The sequence below is a fragment of the Arthrobacter sp. T572 genome, from assembly GCF_056780115.1.
In genome coordinates this window covers 1,058,216-1,073,942 of the sequence record NZ_JBRAZQ010000002.1, presented here as the reverse complement: position 1 = coordinate 1,073,942, position 15,727 = coordinate 1,058,216, and the positions used below count along the sequence as shown (strand labels likewise).

General features: G+C 63.4%; 11 protein-coding genes. 1 reads left to right on the top strand and 10 read right to left on the bottom strand.

What is annotated here, in order from left to right:
• Nucleotides 1-31 precede the first annotated feature (31 nt).
• From ACUYMZ_RS06205 to ACUYMZ_RS06160, 10 genes are all read right to left on the bottom strand, one after another.
• Nucleotides 32-1,963 (bottom strand): DUF5107 domain-containing protein, encoded by a 1,932-nt coding sequence (locus tag ACUYMZ_RS06205; protein ID WP_481602455.1) that lies wholly within the window; start codon nt 1,961-1,963, stop codon nt 32-34.
• A 1-nt stretch (nt 1,964) separates the two neighbouring features.
• Entirely contained in the window at nt 1,965-5,009 is a 3,045-nt protein-coding gene (locus ACUYMZ_RS06200) for a glycoside hydrolase domain-containing protein (protein WP_481602454.1), read from the bottom strand.
• 126 nt (nt 5,010-5,135) lie between these two features.
• Nucleotides 5,136-5,900, bottom strand: a complete 765-nt coding sequence (locus ACUYMZ_RS06195) for a copper homeostasis protein CutC (protein WP_481602453.1) — start codon at nt 5,898-5,900, stop codon at nt 5,136-5,138.
• Between the two features lie 85 nt (nt 5,901-5,985).
• Nucleotides 5,986-6,402 carry an acyl-CoA thioesterase gene (locus tag ACUYMZ_RS06190; protein WP_481605824.1) on the bottom strand — a complete coding sequence of 139 codons (417 nt, stop codon included), beginning with the start codon at nt 6,400-6,402 and terminating at the stop codon, nt 5,986-5,988.
• 38 nt (nt 6,403-6,440) lie between these two features.
• Nucleotides 6,441-8,525 (bottom strand): ABC transporter ATP-binding protein, encoded by a 2,085-nt coding sequence (locus ACUYMZ_RS06185; RefSeq protein ID WP_442423873.1) that lies wholly within the window; start codon nt 8,523-8,525, stop codon nt 6,441-6,443.
• Nucleotides 8,522-10,255 carry an ABC transporter ATP-binding protein gene (locus ACUYMZ_RS06180; protein WP_481602452.1) on the bottom strand — a complete coding sequence of 578 codons (1,734 nt, stop codon included), beginning with the start codon at nt 10,253-10,255 and terminating at the stop codon, nt 8,522-8,524. Before ACUYMZ_RS06180 ends, ACUYMZ_RS06185 begins: the two co-directional genes overlap by 4 nt.
• A gap of 239 nt (nt 10,256-10,494) precedes the next feature.
• Nucleotides 10,495-10,743, bottom strand: coding sequence for a ribbon-helix-helix protein, CopG family (locus tag ACUYMZ_RS06175; RefSeq protein WP_426006247.1), 249 nt, complete (start codon nt 10,741-10,743; stop codon nt 10,495-10,497).
• Between the two features lie 186 nt (nt 10,744-10,929).
• Entirely contained in the window at nt 10,930-13,038 is a 2,109-nt protein-coding gene (locus ACUYMZ_RS06170) for an MFS transporter (protein WP_481602451.1), read from the bottom strand.
• Nucleotides 13,023-13,532: a MarR family winged helix-turn-helix transcriptional regulator gene (locus tag ACUYMZ_RS06165; RefSeq protein ID WP_426006245.1), complete on the bottom strand. Its 510-nt coding sequence runs from the start codon at nt 13,530-13,532 to the stop codon at nt 13,023-13,025. Before ACUYMZ_RS06165 ends, ACUYMZ_RS06170 begins: the two co-directional genes overlap by 16 nt.
• Nucleotides 13,533-13,680: 148 nt before the next feature.
• Entirely contained in the window at nt 13,681-14,586 is a 906-nt protein-coding gene (locus tag ACUYMZ_RS06160) for a LysR substrate-binding domain-containing protein (protein ID WP_481602450.1), read from the bottom strand.
• A gap of 94 nt (nt 14,587-14,680) precedes the next feature.
• On the opposite strand from ACUYMZ_RS06160, the gene ACUYMZ_RS06155 reads away from it, so the two are divergent.
• Nucleotides 14,681-15,709, top strand: a complete 1,029-nt coding sequence (locus ACUYMZ_RS06155) for an MBL fold metallo-hydrolase (RefSeq protein ID WP_481602449.1) — start codon at nt 14,681-14,683, stop codon at nt 15,707-15,709.
• Nucleotides 15,710-15,727 lie beyond the last annotated feature (18 nt).

Sequence of the window (15,727 nt, the reverse complement as noted above, 5' to 3'; positions counted from 1 at the left end):
TGGTTTAACCAAGCATCTGGATATCCACACCCTAATGCATGCCGAATTGGTATTCCCTGGGGACGGGTTCACCGGGACAGACTTCCTGCCACAGGGCCGAGATCGCGTCCTCACCTTCGCGGAGGTCGGGAATTTCCACGCCTTGTCGAAGGATTGCTGCGGCGGCTGCCTGATCGCCGGTACGGGCCAGAGCGAGCGACTTAAGGAACGTCAAACGCCCGACGGCGGCGCCCTGCGTGGGTGCCGATTCTGCCAGTTCCAGCGTCATGGCCGGGTCGCCGTGACGGACGGCCAAGGTGGCCGCCTCGACCACCAGCGATGTGCTGGATGGGTCGTTCCGGACAGCCGTCCCGAGTTCAGCCAGGCCTTCCTGGTCCGCCCCCTCCGCCAGCAGCACCAAGCCGAGACCGCGATGGGCCAGGGCCCGGGTCTGCGGACGCACACCGTCGGCGGCCAGGACCAGCCGGTACCCTTCCTTGGCCCCCTCGAGGTCCTGCCTGGCGTGGCGCATGGTGGCCAGCTGGAAGCCTGCTTCCGGGCTTTCCTGAGCGCCAAGCAGTTCCTCCCAGTCCGCCCCGGCAACAAAGGAGGGTGCGCCGTCGAACGGTTGACCCTTCAGCAGCCCAAGCCAGGGCTCCTGTTCCGCAGTGACGCTTTCACTGACGAACGGCGTGCCGCTCTCGTCTATCCACCCCTTGCCGGCACGGCGCCGCCGGGCCCGTTCCACAACGCCCCACCCGCTGCCCGTCAAGAGCATTTTCGACGGCGGGACATCGGCATTGCTGATTGCTGCGGGGAGAAGGGCTTCCAGTTGGTCGTGCGGCTGCAGCTCTTCGAGCCGCCGGCCGGTGTGCTCCACGGCTGCGTCCCAGTCCTCGCCGTGCGAAATGCCCGGGTCGAGGTGACCATTGCCGTAGGCCTCAACCCAGGACCAGACCGCACCGGCCGGCATCACCAGGTGCTCGAACTGCGTCTGTGCCAGCCCGGCCTGGATCTCGGCATAGGGGCCGGCACCCGGGCTCAGCCACTCCTGCCACCGCTTGCCGCCCTGGCCTTGGCCCCACACAAAGAGCTTCTTCCCGCGCAACAGGCCGGTGGAGAGCATCGCCAGCCCGTCGCCGTCGTCATCCGCTGCCACCACCCAACCACGCTCGGCCGGATCGATATCGAAGAAGAAGTCCGCCGCGTGCGGGCTGTTCACCAGCCACGTGCCGTCGTAGCCTTCATGGGCGGTGGGCCGCACCCGGGTGATGTCCGTGGCGTAGTCGCTGCCGAACGCCTCGTCGGCGGGCGCGATCACGCGTGTCCTTGCCGTCTCCGGAATGGCGGCGTTGCTCCACCAGTACATGGGGATGTCCTGGTCATTGGGGTTCCGGATCCGGACCGCGGCGAACAATACTGCCGAATCCTCCGGCAGCCAGATGTCCACCTGGAACACCACTTCACGGAGCCGTTCGAACTCCCACATGCGCAGGATGTGCTTGCCGTCCGGCGTATGGACGATCGCTGTGTGGAGCGGATCGCAGCTGGTTGGCGAGTGGCCACGCGTGCCAATGTTCCACTCCAGGCCGCCGGCGAACCATGCCTTGCGCAAGGCAATGTTGGCAAGCTGCGGCGCCCCGTGGGTATGCAGCAGCTGCTTGCCGCTCGTCTTGTCGAACAGCTCCCAGATCCGGCCGCCCAGCGACGGCAGCACCGTGGCGCGCAGCTTGCTGTTTTCAAGCACGACGGCGGGCAGCTCCTTAGGTGCCGCCGCCCGGCTGTACCCGTCCTGCATGAGATACGGGTACACGTTGGGCACCAGTCCGTACCGGGCGGACGCCTGGAGTTCCTCGGGGACACCCTCGCCCACGGTGTAGGGCTGGTCCAGTTCGGAGGCCACCACGGGCAAGGGGTTCAGCGGGCCCACATCGGCCATGCTCAGCGTCAGGGTGGTCACTGTGAGGTTCGATGGTGTTGCCACGTCAGTATCCAATCGTGAGGAGGAGCCCGCGGTTCGGCTCGATGGTGAGAGTTTGGCCGGGTTTGAAATGCGCGGCGGTTTGGAAGCCGTGGATGGCCGGGGCTTCCAAACCGGCAGACGCAAGGTGGGCGAGACCGGCGTCGAACATCAACTGCACGTCCACAGTCTCCCCGGCCCAGGAGGCGAGCGCCACCACTGCCTTGTCCCCCTTGGCCCACGTGGTTGCGAGGATGTCCGGGCGGCTGGTTCTCACTGGAGCCCGGGGATCCCAGTGGCCGATCATGTCCAGGTGTTCCAGGCCGGTTCGTGCCCAAAATTCCCAGAGGGGGCGGTTATCCACCCGCGGAGCCCTGCCGGTCATGCCAAAGACCATGCCGCGCCAGGGGTTGCCGCCGCCCTCCAGCATCTCGCCCATGAGGCCGAACGGTATGCCGGAGAGCTCCACCAGCCAGTAGTCCGGGTCGCTGCGTTCGTAGTCGAAGTACTCCCCCAGCCAGAGCCGGTCCACATAGGGCAACTGCTCCATGTACAAGTTGGCCGACGATGTGTACCCGTCGCGAGCCGTGAACTGGTTCGCCGAATGCAGGTCGATCTCCGGACCTTCCACGCCGCGTTGACTGCAGGCCCTTTCCAGCACTTTCCGGACCCGCAGCATGGCGTGGCGGTCGTAGGCGATGTCGTCCAGGTAGATACCGTCGATTCCGTCTTCGCCTTCGGCGAGCTCAGCGAGGCTGCGCACATAGAAGTTCTCCAGCCGCGAGCCTCCCGTGGTGACCACGGCGATGTCCTCCACATTCGGCGCGAACCATGCCGAGACGTAGCGGCTTCCCGCATGTTCCTGCAGCCAGATGTGGCCCTTGCCCGGGCCGTCGCTGAAGACCTCGTGGTCCAGCTGGAGCATTGGCAACAGTTCGGGGCTGTGGAACGTGAGCTCACGGACGGTGTTGTAGATCTTGGCCTTGAGCCCGTGTTTGTGGCACGCGGCTATGTAGCTGCGCAGTTTGTCCTCATGCAGCAGAGGATGGTTGATGTAGGGAGCCGGTGCCGTGGCATGGTGGATGTTCACCACCGTGGCGCCCGCGGCCTTTATCAGCTCAGGGTCCGCCGGCTCATGGAAGTACCGCTTGGACAGGTGCTTGCCGGGTTCGATCGGCTTGAACGGAGTCAGGAGCAGGCGGAAGTCGAAGTCCAGGGGTTGCCCGGGGTGCAGGGTGCGGGGACCGCTGGAGGCTTTCAATGTGACGGCCTCGTCTGCTGTTCGAAGCATCACTCCCCCGGTTCCCCAAGAGCGAGGTTCCAGCAACGGCTTCTCACGGTAAAAATTCGTGTTCAGCGGGCGTTCGTAGTTCGAATCCCGCAGCGCCAATTGAACGCCCGCGTTGATGCCGCCCAACCACAGCGCATCCTGGTTCTTAGACGCCACGTCCCACGACCAGTCCAGCTCCGTGGGTCGCCGGCCTCCGGGGACACCCAGACCCATGGCGAGCGGAACCGCAGCCTCATCGAACCCAAGGTGCAGCTCGACGTCGGGCACGTCCACCCTCTCCCACGGCGTGAGCCGAAGCGAGTACGAAACTGCCCCATCGGCGTCGAGCACGCCGGTCAAGTCCAGCGTCACCACCGCGTTTCCCTTGGCGTGGCCGGTCCACTGGCACCGCCACGCCACCCTCGCCGGGCCTTCCACCATGTACCTGATGGGGCCGTAGGTCCAGTCGGTGTTTTCCATCCGGAAACCCATGGGCTGGTTGAAAAGCCCGACGGCGGGACCGTCCGTTGCGGTCACAGCCGCGGCGAAGGTGGACGTCACCTGCTCCGGCAGGCCTGAGTCGGCCAACGTCACTGTCCGGCCGAGGATCCCGAGCGTCTTGCTTCCCTCATCGAGAGTGATGGCGGTGAACGGCGCCACAAGTTCAGCGTCCTGGGCGATGGTCGAGTCGAGCCACACGAGCCGCCGCAGCAAACGTGGATCGTTGCTTGCCTCAGATGGCTCTTTGACATCCAGCACCACGTTCACTCGTTGGATTGCGCCGCCGCCCGTTCGGACCGTGATATCCGCCGTGACCTTGGTCCCCGCTGCTTGGGCCGGAACCGGAAGCACCACGTAGAGAGCCTGCACCGTGCCCGCGCTGATGCTCAAGGTCTTCCGCAGGGGCTTGCCCAAGCGATCCGTTCCTTCGGTGTTGATGCAATGGCCGTTGGTTACCTCAACCGTGATGTCGCTGAGGTCCTGCAGGGCGTACACACCGACTTGGACCACATAGTCCTCACCCGGCTCTGCTGTTCCGCGGAACCCGCCCGCGGGACCGTTGATGGCCCAATGCGCCGGCAACGTCTCCCGCAAGGAGGTGGGATTGAGCCGGTCCTCGGGAAACAGGAGGAATGTCTCGCCGGGGTGATCGGCATGAAGTCGGTCCAGTTCCGCTGACGTGGCAGTGAAGTTCATCGGCGCGAACGAGTCACGCTCGCTGGCCGCTTCATAGCGGAGAACCCGCGCTACGGGCAGCTGTCCTTGCTTACTCGCCCACGGCGAGTCCACGACGGCGGCAGCCCACGCCGGTTCCGCAGCCGACCGACGTGGGAGGTACTGCGCCTGCGGATAGTGGGCCTTGCCCACCATCGCGTAGGGCAAGTAGTAGACGAAGTAGTCTCCGGGCCCGTCGATGGCCTCGAAAATCAGGGCGCCGGACTCCTGTGTGGCCTCCTCGACGATGACGTTCGCGGTTCTCGCGCCGGATGCGTCAGAGACGACGATGACTTCGACGCCGGCGGGGTCCTGGTCTTGCCGACGCCACGGAATGGTCATACGCCTGTTCTTGCCCAGGCCATCGTCCGGCACCTCCACAACGAAGCGATGGTTGCCGTAAAGGAGTTTGTCCCATGTTCCGATTCCACACTCGACGTCGGGGTGTCCTGTGGCGGCTTTTGTTTCCTGGGCCTGCACGCTTTCTGGTTCCTGTCCGGCGCGGCCGGATCGTGTGTTGTGGGTGGTTGTTCCGGAGTCGGCAGAACGGATAGTGGCCGGTGTGAGCGGCTCGGGCAGCGGCATCGCTGAGGCTCCTGAGGGTAGCTTTCGGGGCGGATTCACCATGTTGGTGAATCCTTACATCATCCGGGTATTTTGCGGAGACTGTAAAGGGTACTGCGATGCGCGATGAGTGGGATTGGGGGGTTCCTAGATCCTCGACTGCAGGTTGACGGCATTCACCGCAGCCCTCGCTGCGCGAACGGTCTCACGGTCAGTCACCGTGTACGCCGTGGGGTCTTCGCCATCCTGGGTGCCGAGGGAAACCGTCTGATCGGCAAGTGTGGACACAGTCCTCTTGGCGGACAGATGAACAGCGGCGAGCCCGGCGGCGTGCATGTCCGGGATGTCAGAGAGCTTCAGTCCTCCCCCGGCCATGATCTCGATCTTCCCGGCTGAGCGCTCAACCAGCCGGGACAGCGTGGCCAGCCCTGCTCCGGCTGTTGCTTCGTGGCCGGAAGTCAGGACGCGAGTGAAACCGAGCTCGAGAAGTTGTTCGAGCGCCCGCAGGGGGTCCTGAGACTGATCGATGGCACGATGGAACGTCACGTGCGCATCCGGACGGGTCTGCCTGGCACTGTCCACGAGCCGCCGAATGACCGGCACATCCACTTCGCCGTCACGGGTCAGGGCTCCCACCACCACCCCATCGGCTCCCAGCGCCAGCACATGGCGGATCTCGTGAACCATGGTGTCCACATCCGAGGCCGAATAGTGGAAGTCGCCGGGGCGGCACCGGACCAGGGCGTGGATGCCCAAGCGTCCGTCAACGTGCTCCATGCTCGCTTCAAGGAGGCCTTGGCTGGGTGTGATGCCGCCGAGCTCCAAAGCACCGCAGAGTTCGATCCTGTTGGCGCCCTCCGCAGCAGAGGTTCCGGCGCCCGCAGCGCTCGTTACGGCGATCTCGAGGTCCATGGTCAAACTCTACGTGCGCCGGACTCTGCACACACGTGCGGCCCGGAGGATGAAACCCTCCGGGCCGCGCATCCGGAAGCCTGGCTCACGCCTGGTAGGCAACCAGCTGTTCTTTTTGCTCGGGGGTAAGCCGCAAGACCCGTCCCGTGTCCTCGGCAACGAAAGCGAGGTGGGTGCTGGCCTTGACGCAGTCCTCCAGGGTCACAGGATCCTTGATGACGTAGTGGAGGTCGAAGCTGGCACCCTTGATGGCGCCCACCCAAATCTCCACGACGGCTGGGATGTTGCGGTAATCAAGGGTGCGCACGTACCGCACCTTGTGTTCGACAACCAGGGTCATGACACCCTCGCCAACGTCGTTGAACAACGCGGCAGGCGGCTCTATGCCGGGTAAACCGGCGCCCGCGGGCGGCCCGAAGGCTGCGATACGTGCTTCCTCCAACATGCGCACGATCTGCACGTTGTTGATGTGTCCATAAGCGTCCATGTCACCCCAGCGCATGGGCACGTGGACCTCTATGCGCCGGGGTGCCTTGTCGTTCAGCTGTGCACCGCCGTTGAATCGTCGACCGCGGTTTCCCCGGCGTTCTCACCCGCGAACTGGGACATGTACAAACGGTTGTAGGCACCCTGCAGTGCAAGCAGCTGGTTGTGGTTGCCTTGTTCCACGATTCGCCCGTTCTCCATGACGAGGATGGTATCGGCATCACGGATGGTGGAGAGGCGGTGGGCAATGACGAAGCTCGTGCGGTCTGTGCGGAGGGCGGCCATGGCCTTCTGCAGCAACAGTTCCGTACGGGTGTCCACGGAGCTGGTGGCTTCGTCGAGGATCAGCAACGAGGGATCGGAAACGAACGCCCGCGCGATGGTGATCAGCTGCTTCTCACCGGCACTGACATTGTTGCCTTCTTCGTCGATGATTGTTTGGTACCCATCGGGCAGCGCCCGGACAAACCGGTCCACGTAAGTGGCCTTGGCGGCTTCCATGATCTGTTCCTCGGTGGCGTCGAGGTTGCCGTACCGGATGTTGTCGTAGATGGTTCCGCCGAAGAGCCAGGCGTCCTGCAGCACCATCCCCACCTTCGAGCGCAGTTCGGCACGGCTGAGGTCCTTGATGTCCACGCCGTCCAGGGTGATCCGCCCCGCGTTGAGCTCGTAGAATCGCATGACCAGATTCACGAGGGTGGTTTTCCCGGCGCCTGTAGGACCCACGATTGCCACGGTGTGGCCGGGTTCGGCGCTGAACGAGAGATCCTCAATCAGCGGCTTGTCCTCGACGTAACTGAAGCTCACGTGTTCGAACTCCACATGGCCGTCCGTCTTGGCCGGCAAGTGCTTGGTGCCGGATTCCTGGACTTCCTCGTCGGCATCGAGGAACTCGAACACCCGCTCTGCCGAGGCCACACCGGACTGCAGCATGTTGGCCATGCCCGCGATTTGGCCGAGGGGCTGGGTGAATTCACGGGAGTACTGGATAAATGCCGTGGCATCGCCCAGGCTCATGGATCCTGATGCCACGCGGAGTCCACCCACCACGGCAATTCCGACGTACGACAGGTAGGACACAAAGTTCATGGCCGGGAAAATGATGCCGGACACGAATTGGGCGCCAAATGACGCCTTGTACAGTTCCTCGTTCTTCTCGTCGAATCGCACCAGCATGTCAGCGTCCCGGCCGAACACCTTGACGAGGTCGTGACCGGAGAAGGACTCCTCGATCTGGCCATTCAGTGCGCCCGTGTTCTTCCACTGCGCGGCGAAGAGCTTCTGGCTCCTGGCACCGATGACACCGGCCATGACGCCGGAAAGCGGCAGGGCGATCAGCGCAATCAGCGCCAGCTCCCAGGACACGATGAACATCATGACGATGATGCCCAGAACAGTCAGGACAGAGCTGACGAGCTGCGCGAAGGCCTGCTGGAGGCCCTGCTGGACGTTGTCGACATCGTTGGTGACGCGTGAAAGGATGTCGCCGCGCTGGCGGGTATCGAAGTAGTTCAGCGGGAGGCGGTTCAGCTTGGCCTGGACATCGTCACGGAGCTTCTTGATGACGCGCATGACGATCCTGTTCAGAAGCCAGCCCTGGGCCCACAGGAAAATGTTGGCAACAAAATACATCAGCAACACGATCGAGATCAGGAACGTCAGCTTGGGGAAGTCGATCCCGTTGGTGAGTTCCATCTTGGAGACCATGTCCGCGAAGTTGTCCTGGCCTTGCTGGCGCATAAGCTCTGCGAACTGCTCCGGCGTAACACCGGGGGGAAGCTGCTTGCCGATGACACCACCGAAGATGACGTCCATGGCACTGCCCAGGACCTTGGGGGCGATGACGTTCAGGACCACCGAGACCACCACAAGGCCGATCACGATGTACACCCCAACGCTCTCGGGCTTGAGCAACCCCATCAGCCGTTTGGCTGACGGCCAGAACGCCTTGGCCTTCTTGGCCGGAACATCGCCGAACATGCCACCGTCGGCTTCAGTCGGAACGTACTCCTCCTCGACGAAATCCTCGTCCTCGACGACGTCAGTGGCCACCTCGGCCTCGGTGTTGGCACGAGCGGCTTTGGCGGCCTCAGCTTTGGCAGCCCAACCACGCTTCTTTTGCTGGTCCTGCCCGCTCATGCCACTTCCTCCACGCTCAACTGGGATTCAACGATTTCCTGGTAAGTGGGCGAAGTTTCCAGAAGTTCCTCATGGGTCCCACGGTCCACGATCCGTCCGTTGTCCAGGACCAGGATCTGGTCGGCCTCGGCAATCGTGGACACCCGCTGCGCCACGATGATCACCGTGGCGTCCTGTGTCTTGGCCTTCAGTGCCTTGCGCAGGCGGGCATCCGTGGCGACATCGAGGGCGGAGAACGAATCATCAAAGAGGTACACGTTGGGCTTGGTAACCAAAGCCCTCGCTATGGACAGCCGCTGCCGCTGACCGCCGGACACGTTAGTGCCGCCCTGCGCAATGCGCCGGCCCAGCCCGGATGCCTTCTCCATGACGAAGTCCTTGGCCTGCGCGGTTTCCAGCGCGTCCCACAGTTCCTCGTCAGTAGCGTTTGGTTTGCCAAAACGGAGGTTGTGTTCGATGGTCCCGGAGAACAGGTATGGCTTTTGTGGAACTGCCGCGACACGGCTGGTGATTTCGGAGGCATCCAGCCTGGTGACCGGAACGCCGTCGAGCAGTACATCGCCGGACGCGACGTCATAGAGCCGCGGCAGCAGGGAGATCAGCGTGGTCTTGCCGGCCCCGGTGGATCCGATGATGGCCAGCGTCTGGCCTGGCTCGGCAGTGAACGAGACGTTGCTCAGCACGGGCGCCTCAGCGCCCGGGTACTTGAAAGTGACGTTGCGGAATTCGACATGGCCCTTCTTCTGGGCGGGCACCACCGGCGAGCTGGGGTTGTGGATGGAAGGTTCGACGTCGAGAACCTCGCCGATGCGGTCCGCACACACCGAGGCGCGCGGAATCATCATGGCCATGAAGGTGCCCATCATGACGGCGATCAGGATCTGCAGGAGGTATTGCAGGAACGCGGTCAGGGCACCGACCTGCATTTCGCCGGAGTCCACCCGCTGGCCGCCAAACCACAGCACCGCCGCAGTGGACAGGTGCAGGATCATGCCGATGGCCGGGAACATGAGGACAAAAAGGTTGCCGATCTTGACGGATACTGCAGTGAGATCCTGGTTGGCCTCACCAAAACGCTTGGCCTCGTAGGGCTCGCGGACGAAGGCCCGGACCACGCGGATGCCAATGATCTGCTCACGCAGCACACCATTAATGGAATCGATCTTGGCCTGCATGGAACGGAACAGGGGCATCAGGCGCACCACCAAGTAGCCAACCACGGCCACCAGCACTGGAACCGAGACCCACACCAGCCATGAAAGGCTTAAGTCCTCGCGCAGGGCCATGATGATGCCGCCAACGCACATGATCGGCGTGGAAACCATGAAGTTCAGGCCCATCAGGACCAGCATCTGCACCTGCTGGACATCGTTGGTGCCGCGCGTGATGAGGGTGGGCGCGCCGAACTTGTTAACGTCCTGGGCGGAGAAACTGCTGACTTGTCGGAACACACTGCGCCGGAGGTCGCGCCCGATGGCCATGGCCGTCCGCGAGCCGAAATAGACGGCCGCTATGGCTGTCACCACCTGGCCCAATGCCACCGCGAGCATAAGTGCGCCGGTCCGCCAGATGAAGTCGGTGTCTCCGCGGGAGACTCCCTCATCAATGATCCGGGCATTAAGGCTGGGGAGATAGAGCGTGGCGATGGTGGACGCCAGCTGGAAGATGAGGACGGCCACAATCTGCGGCACATACGGTCTTGAATAGCGCCGTATCAGGGTGACAAGCATGCCCACGAATCCTTAAGGAGAGAGTGAGTGAATGAGGTAAGAAAAGTTCTAGCAGCAGGCGCTGACAGTATTAGCCTCCCCACTCTACGAAATCCGTTGCCCCAGCGAAACAACCTCGGGGAAAGATCATCCCAGCGGAGTATCTCGTCGGCGGATAAGGCATGCGACGGATAGGTAAGTCGCCGCCTCAACCGCGTCAGCGGAGCTGATCCCGTGCTTGTGTGCCGAGCGGCGGACGTTCACGCCGCGTGTGACCAAGCGGCCAATGCGGCGCGGATCGCTTCAGACCGGTTGAGGTGCTCCCGCTCTGCTCGTGCCATCACCGCTGCAAGCTCGTCGACTGTCAGTCGTACGGGAATGACCTGAGACGCCTCCGCTCCCCGGGCCGGGCGCCCCATCCGCGCCTTCAACTCCTCGGGGTCGTAACCGGCGTCGGCCTCCTCGACCCATTCATCGATCTCGGTCTCCGAGACCTCTCTGCCGTGCATCTTGCGTTCCATGCACACAATCGTATTACGAATATCGGTGAGTGACCATGGCAGACTCATCGAGGCTGGCGGGCCCAATCACGGCAAAGCGCCGGCTGGGATCCCAACCGGCGCTTTCATCATGCCCTGTCCGCCTCATTCCGCACAGTTCGGAGGAGCAAATCTGCACAGGAACTGCTGGCGGTTCTAGCCTGCGTGCTTGCCGTGGTCGGCCCGGGACTCAACTCCCTGCAGAAGCAGCAACGCCATGCGCTCCTGCTCGCGGCGCTCACGCCTGAGTTCCTTCCGGAGTGCCTTCAACTCGTCGGCAGTGCGGGCCTGCTGTTCCGCAACAGTCTGCTGGTCACGGAGACGCGCCTGGAGCTCAACATTGGCCCGGCTGAGCTGGAGCTGCTGTTCAGCCAGGACATATTGCGTCCTGGAGAGTTGCTCTTGGAGTTCCTTGACGTCGGACGCGGCGTGGGGCCGTTCCTGCGTCAGGATCCTGGCGAACTCGAGGTCAAGGTCATCGGCTGACCGTTCCCCCGCCGCCGGACGGCTGGGAACCTCACCGGAACCCGCGCCCTCCCGGGAACCAGCACCCGGGTGGTTCCCCGCATTCAGGGGAGCTCCGGCACCCAGCCGCGTTCCGGCGTCGTGCGCCTGGTCCGCACCGGACGGGCCCGGCACCGCGTCCATGGACGTTGTATCCAGTGCCATCGCGGCCTCGCCGGAAGCGGCGGCGATGAGTTCCTTTTCGGGTGCCGCATCAACGGTCCGGCGAAGCGGGCGTTCCTTGATGAACAGGACAGCCAGGAGGGCAACGACGCTGATGAAGGCAGAGATCAGGAAGATCTGCGCGGTGGCATCGCCGTAAGCGGCACGCATGATGTCGCGGATCGGAGCGGGCATGTCCGCCAGGTCCATACTGGCCCCGGAGGCACCGCCCTGGACGGGAATGCCTGCCGCTGCCAGGCCTTCGGTGGCCAGGTCCTTCACATGGTTGGACATGATGGCCCCGAGGACCGAAACGCCGATCGCCCCACCTACGGAGCGGAAGAAAGCAACCGAAGCACTGGCAGTACCAATGTCCTTGGCCTGCACGGTGTTCTGTACCGCGAGCACCAGGTTCTGCATGAGCATGCCTAGGCCGAGGCCGAACACGCCGGTGTAGATGGCTACGATCCACAGCTCGGTGGTGTGGTCCATGGTGCCCGCGAAGGCGAGCCCGCCGATCAAAAGGACAGAACCTGCAATCAGGAACCGCTTCCATTTGCCGAAGCGGCTGATCAACACACCTGAAGCCACCGAACCCACCAAGTTTCCTGCGATCATCGGCAGCGTCAGGAGGCCTGCCTCAGTGGGTGTGGCGCCGCGGGAGACCTGGAAGTACTGGCCCAGAAAGGTGGAGGAACCGAACATCGCAATACCAACGGCAACGGATGCCAGGATGGCCAGGGCGGTGGTGCGCTCCGAGATGATCTTGAGGGGAATGATCGGCTGGGAAACCTTGGTCTCCACGAACACCAGGAGGGCCAGGAGCGCCACGCCGCCGCCCACCATGAGGGCCGACTGCCAGGACACCCAGTCGTAGTATTCGGGGTTGCCCGCGAAGGAAACCCAGATCAGGAGGAGGCTCACGCCGGAAGTCAGCAGGATCGCACCGAGCCAGTCGATCCTGGCCGGCCGCTTGATGTGTTCGATCTTCAGGGTGATCTGGAGCAGGATCAGCGCAATGACGGCCAGCGGCACGCAGACGAAGAACGTCCAGCGCCAGCCGAGCGGACTGTCCACGATGAAGCCACCCAGCAACGGGCCACCGGCTGTACCTACAGCCATGACTGCACCCATGTAGCCGGAGTACTTGCCGCGGTCCCGGGGCGGGATCATGGAGCCGATGATGGCCTGGGCAAGGGCGGTGAGACCGCCCATCGCCACACCTTGGATGACGCGTGCGGTCAGCAGCAGCGGAATGGTCTCGGACAAACCGGCCATGACCGAGCCGGCTACGAAGATGATGATGCTGAGCTGGACCAGGAGTTTCTTGTCGAAAAGGTCGGCCAGCTTGCCCCAGATGGGCGTTGTGGCGGCGTTCGCCAGGAGTGCCGCGGTAATGACCCAGGCGAAGTCCGTCTGGGTGCCCTTGAGCTCGGACATTATGGTGGGCAGGGCATTTGCAACGATGGTGCTGCTCAGGATGGCGGTAAAGAATGCTGCCAGGAGACCGGTGAGGGCCTCCATGATCTGGCGGTGCGTCATAGGTGCCGGGGCTGCATTCCGCCCTGCGGCCGGTGTTTGGACTACTGGTGTGGCCATAGTTGTGGCTCCTGAACTGTGGGATTCGTTGTTGTGGAACCGGCCGCCGTTGCCCGGATTGAGTCTTTAAGGGACCCGGTGAGTTTCTGCAGCACCAGGGATGCCTCGAGCGCATCTTCTTCACTCCAGTCCGCGAGATAGTCGCGTAGCCTGGCGCTGCGTTGTTCTTCGACCTCGCGGAGCTTTGCCGTCCCGCTTTCGGTCAATGCAAGGAGTTGCGCCCTTCCGTCTGCGGGGTCGGGCCGGCGCACCACGTAGCCAAGCTCTTCCAGCTCGGACACGTGCCGGCTGAGGACCGGTGCGCTCACTCCCAGCCGTGCGGCCAGGTGCGTCGCGCGGGTCTCCCCCTCGCCAATGAACCGCATCACGCCCTGGACTGCCATTCCGACGTCGGGAACGCGGGCCAGGTGGGCGGTCACCACACAGCGCAGAGTCCGCTGGAGGTCGAAGATGTGATGAACAAGATCGGTTGCCGTGGCTGAACCGACGGACATGGAAAACACCCCTTTTTGTTTGCCTAAAGCAACTATACTCCTAAATGATTGCTTTGGGAAACTAAAGAAGGTAACCCAGAACTGACTGGCAGTAGTGGTTGTATTGACGTCTCAAAACAACCACTACTGCCAGTCAGTTGGGTTCTGGCTACTCCGGTTGCCGCGTCAGCGCCCTGGCCGCGAGAATCACTTCCTCCACGCGCCGGGGGCGGCTGACACCCGGCGGAACCACTGCTACGAGCTCGTTGGCCGGCAACTTGTCTTCGATGGGAACCAGCGCCACCCGGGCCCCGGTATACAGGGACTCAATGCCGGGCCAGACATTGGTCACCGAATACGCCCGGCCACTGGCCACGATGCCACGGATGGTCTGCGCCACCACGCTCCTCCACCGCACCTTAGGTTCGATGCCAGCCGAGTGGAACATCGCAATGACACGCTCGGCACTGGGTGGAACATCGAACAGGACCACGTCTTCCCCGGCCAGGTCGGCGAACCTGAGGGACTTCCGGCTGGCCAGAGGATGGTCTGCGGCCAGCATGAACTGCGGCCGTGACGCGGCTACCGTCAGGATTTCGACGCCGGGCACCGCCTGGAGCGAATAGATGAAGGCAACGTCCAACTCACCTTCCCCCACCGCCCTTTGCAGCTCCTCCGCGTTGCCTTCCACGAAGTCCAGTTCCACCTCCGGCCACTTGGCGGCGAAGGCCCGGATGAGTTCGGGGATCAGCCGGGGCGAGATCGCAATCATGCACCCGATGGACACGCGCCCCCGCATGTCTTCGTGGGAACCGCGCAAGGCCCCTTGCAAGTCGGCCGTTTCGCGGAGGATCCGCCGTGCCCGCACACCCAACTCCACCCCCGCAGCTGTGGGCTCCACGCGCTTGGCGCGGGTCCGGATCAGGAGGTCCAGCCCGAGGCTCTTTTCCAATTGGGCAATTGCCATGGAGGCAGCGGCCTGGGAGATATTGCTCTCGCTGGCGGCCTTGGTCAGCGATCCGTGATCCAGCACGGCCACAAAATACTCGAGCTGCCGCAGCGTGAACTCACCCATCAGTTCTCCTTATGAACTCCTTAGAATTGATTGATTATACAAGTGACGTGGTGCGGACCACACTGGAAGAAAGCCATTCCGAACAAGGAGAACCATGACGCCGACGTCATCCCTCAAGCCGCACATCGTCACGCTGGGAACAGCAGGCGGACCACGTTGGTGGGCCGCAGCCGACTCCGGCGAGCGCACGGGAATCGCCACGGCCGTTGTGGTTGGGGATGCCTTTTACCTGGTGGACTTCGGACAGGGCGCGGGACGTCGGCTCAGCCAGTCAGGATTGCAGCTGAAGGACCTGCGTGCCCTCTTCATCACGCACCTCCACTCGGACCACGTCTACGACCTCGCCGGTCTCGGCATCTTCGGGCTCTACGCCTTGACCGACCGCACGGAGAATCCAGTGCGCATCATTGGACCCGGCAACCGGGGCGAGCTTCCCGCTGTGTCGCCGCGCGCCGTCGTCGAACCCCAACCGCTGGCGCCGGAGAATCCGACGCCGGGCACCCGCCAGATGTTCGAACAGCTCATGAAGGCGCATGCGACGGACCTCAACGACCGCATCCTGGACAGCCTTCGGCCAAGCCCGCTGGACATCTTCCACGCTGAAGACATCGTCATTCCGGAGGACTCGGGCTACCACCCTAACAACAATCCGACTCCGGACATGGAACCGTTCGAGGTGTACCGCGACGAACTGGTGACCGTGACGGCCATCCTGGTGGAACATCCTCCTGTGGCCCCGGCTTTCGCCTTCCGGTTCGATACCGCCGAAGGCTCGGTCACGATCTCCGGAGACACCGCGTACACGCAGAACATGATCACCCTGGCACAGGATACGGACCTCCTCCTGCACGAGGCGATCGACTTCGCGTGGGTGGAGTCGCTCTATGCCGACAAGACCGACGAATCCAGCCGCGCCTCCCGTGACCACCACTACAAATCCCACACCAGCGTCCGCGAAGCGGCCAAGCTGGCCGAAGTTGCCGGCGTCGGGCATTTGGCCCTGCACCACCTGGTTCCCGGGTCCGCTTCCGCAGCCGTCTGGCAGGAGGCCGGCGAGCACTTCAGCGGCACCTTCACCATTCCCAACGACCTCGACGCCATTCCGTTCGACCGTCAGCGCTGACGGACGAAGAAACCAACC